This window comes from Nocardioides sp. (genome assembly GCF_036401255.1).
Lineage (GTDB): Bacteria > Actinomycetota > Actinomycetes > Propionibacteriales > Nocardioidaceae > Nocardioides.
In genome coordinates this window covers 1-2,058 of the sequence record NZ_DASWVI010000288.1, presented here as the reverse complement: position 1 = coordinate 2,058, position 2,058 = coordinate 1, and the positions used below count along the sequence as shown (strand labels likewise).

The 2,058-nt window shown below is 72.4% G+C and carries 3 protein-coding genes; all 3 read left to right on the top strand.

What is annotated here, in order from left to right:
• Positions 1 to 708: hypothetical protein (locus tag VGD85_RS13585; protein WP_331063974.1), on the top strand; the 708-nt coding region annotated here is incomplete at its 5' end.
• A 109-nt stretch (positions 709 to 817) separates the two neighbouring features.
• On the top strand, positions 818 to 1,360 hold the full coding sequence (locus VGD85_RS13580; RefSeq protein WP_331063973.1) for a hypothetical protein: 543 nt from the start codon (positions 818 to 820) through the stop codon (positions 1,358 to 1,360).
• Between the two features lie 42 nt (positions 1,361 to 1,402).
• Positions 1,403 to 2,058, top strand: a 656-nt coding sequence (locus VGD85_RS13575) for a phosphoglyceromutase (protein ID WP_331063972.1), incomplete at its 3' end; no start/stop codon positions are given.

Genomic DNA, 2,058 nt, shown 5'->3' with positions numbered 1-2,058 from the left:
ACGCTCGCCCACCTGACGCCGGTGCTGCTGCTGCGCGCCGCGCACCCGCGCCAGGCCCTCCTCACGGCCGCCGGACTCGCGGTCGCGGCCGCGCTCAGCGGGCGCGCCGGGCGCGAGGTCGCCCTGGTGTTCGCGACCGTGCTGGTCGGACAGGCGCTGCTGGGCTGGCACAACGACCTCGTCGACAGCCGGCGCGACGCGCTGCGGCTGCCGAGCGGGAAGCCGATCGCGGACGGCTACCTCGACCCCGGCACCGCGTGGTTCACGTTGATCTGCGGGGTGCTGCTCGTCGTACCCCTCGCGATCGCCAACGGCGTCACCGCCGGCAGCATCTACCTCGGCACGGTCGCCGTCGGCATGGTCGGCAACGTCGTGCTGCGCCGCGGCTGGTTCTCGTGGGTGCCGTGGGTGATCGCGTACGCCGGCTACCCGGCGTTCCTGTCCTACGGAGGGTGGGGCGGCGCGACGGCCGGCGACCCGCCCGAGGTCGCGATGGTGGTGCTGGCCGCCGGGCTGGGCCTCGGGGTGCACGTGCTGTGCGCGCTGCCGGGCCTGGTCGCCGACCACGAGGACGGCTTCCGGCACCTGAGCCTGCGGATCGCGCTGCGCATCGGCGCGACCCGGCTGTTGGTGGTCGCCCTCGCGTGGACGGTGCTCGACATCGTCGGCCTGCTCGTGGTAGGCAACACCGTCGGCCTGCGCCGCTGAGCCCCCGACCGGGCACGACCGACCACCGACGCGGGCGGCCGTCGGCACCCCGGCGCCGACCGCTAGGCTGTGCCTCGCACCCCGCCGTTGACCCGTGAAGGCTCTGACCATGCAGCTTCGCCCGTCTGCCCGCCTGCTGGCCTCCGCCGGCGCCGTCCTGCTGGCCGCGACCCTGTCCTCGTGCGGGTTCGACTACGCCACCGACCGGGTCTACACCCCGACCGCGGGCGTCAACGACCGCGACGCGCAGGTCGACGTGCTCAACGCCGTCGTCGTCGCCGACCGCGAGGGCGAGGGCGCGTTCGTGGCCTCGTTCGCGAACAACGACCCTCACGACGCCCTCACCGTCGAGTCGCTGGCCGGCGCCGGCGAGTCCCCGGTGACCGCGACGGACTTCCAGCCGATCGAGGTCCCCGCGGGCGGGCTGGTCAACCTCGCCGACGACGGCGGCGTCGTCGTCACCGGCGACTTCGGGCCCGGCTCGTTCGTCACCGTGACCCTCGGCTTCGACAACGGCGAGGAGGCCGAGATGTCGATCCCCGTGGTCGCGCCGTGCAACGAGTTCGAGGGCCTGGCCCCCACCCCATCGTCCGGCTCCTCGAGCGACGCCTACGAGTGCGACGCCGAGGCCCCGGTCACCGCAGAACACTGACCCGGATCCACACCCAGGGATCCACTGCCAAGGAGTTGACCCATGACCCACACGCTCATCCTTCTGCGACACGGTGAGAGCGAGTGGAACGCGAAGAACCTCTTCACCGGCTGGGTCGACGTCAACCTCACCGACAAGGGCCGCGCCGAGGCGGTCCACGGCGGTGAGCTGATGCGCGAGGCGGGCGTGCTGCCCGACGTCGTGCACACCTCGGTGCAGCGCCGCGCGATCAACACCGCGTGCCTCGCCCTCGACGCCGCCGACCGGCACTGGATCCCGGTGCGCCGCTCCTGGCGCCTCAACGAGCGCCACTACGGCGCGCTCCAGGGCAAGAACAAGAAGGAGACGCTGGAGGCCTACGGCGAGGAGCAGTTCATGCTCTGGCGCCGCTCCTTCGACGTCCCGCCGCCGCCGATCGAGGAGGACAGCGAGTTCTCCCAGTTCGGGCTCCCGCAGTACGCCGGCCTCGGCGCGGACATGCCGCACACCGAGTGCCTCAAGGACGTCATCGCCCGGTTCCTCCCCTACTGGGAGTCCGACATCATCCCGGACCTGCGGGCCGGCCACACGGTGCTGATCGCCGCCCACGGCAACAGCCTCCGGGCCCTGGTCAAGCACCTCGACGGCATCAGCGACGAGGACATCGCCGGGCTCAACATCCCCACCGGCATGCCGCTGGTCTACGAGCTCGACGACGA

Excerpts from the sequence above, each read along its gene's own strand:
- VGD85_RS13580 (WP_331063973.1), top strand. The coding sequence starts at position 818 with ATGCAGCTTCGCCCGTCTGCCCGCCTGCTGGCCTCCGCCGGCGCCGTC.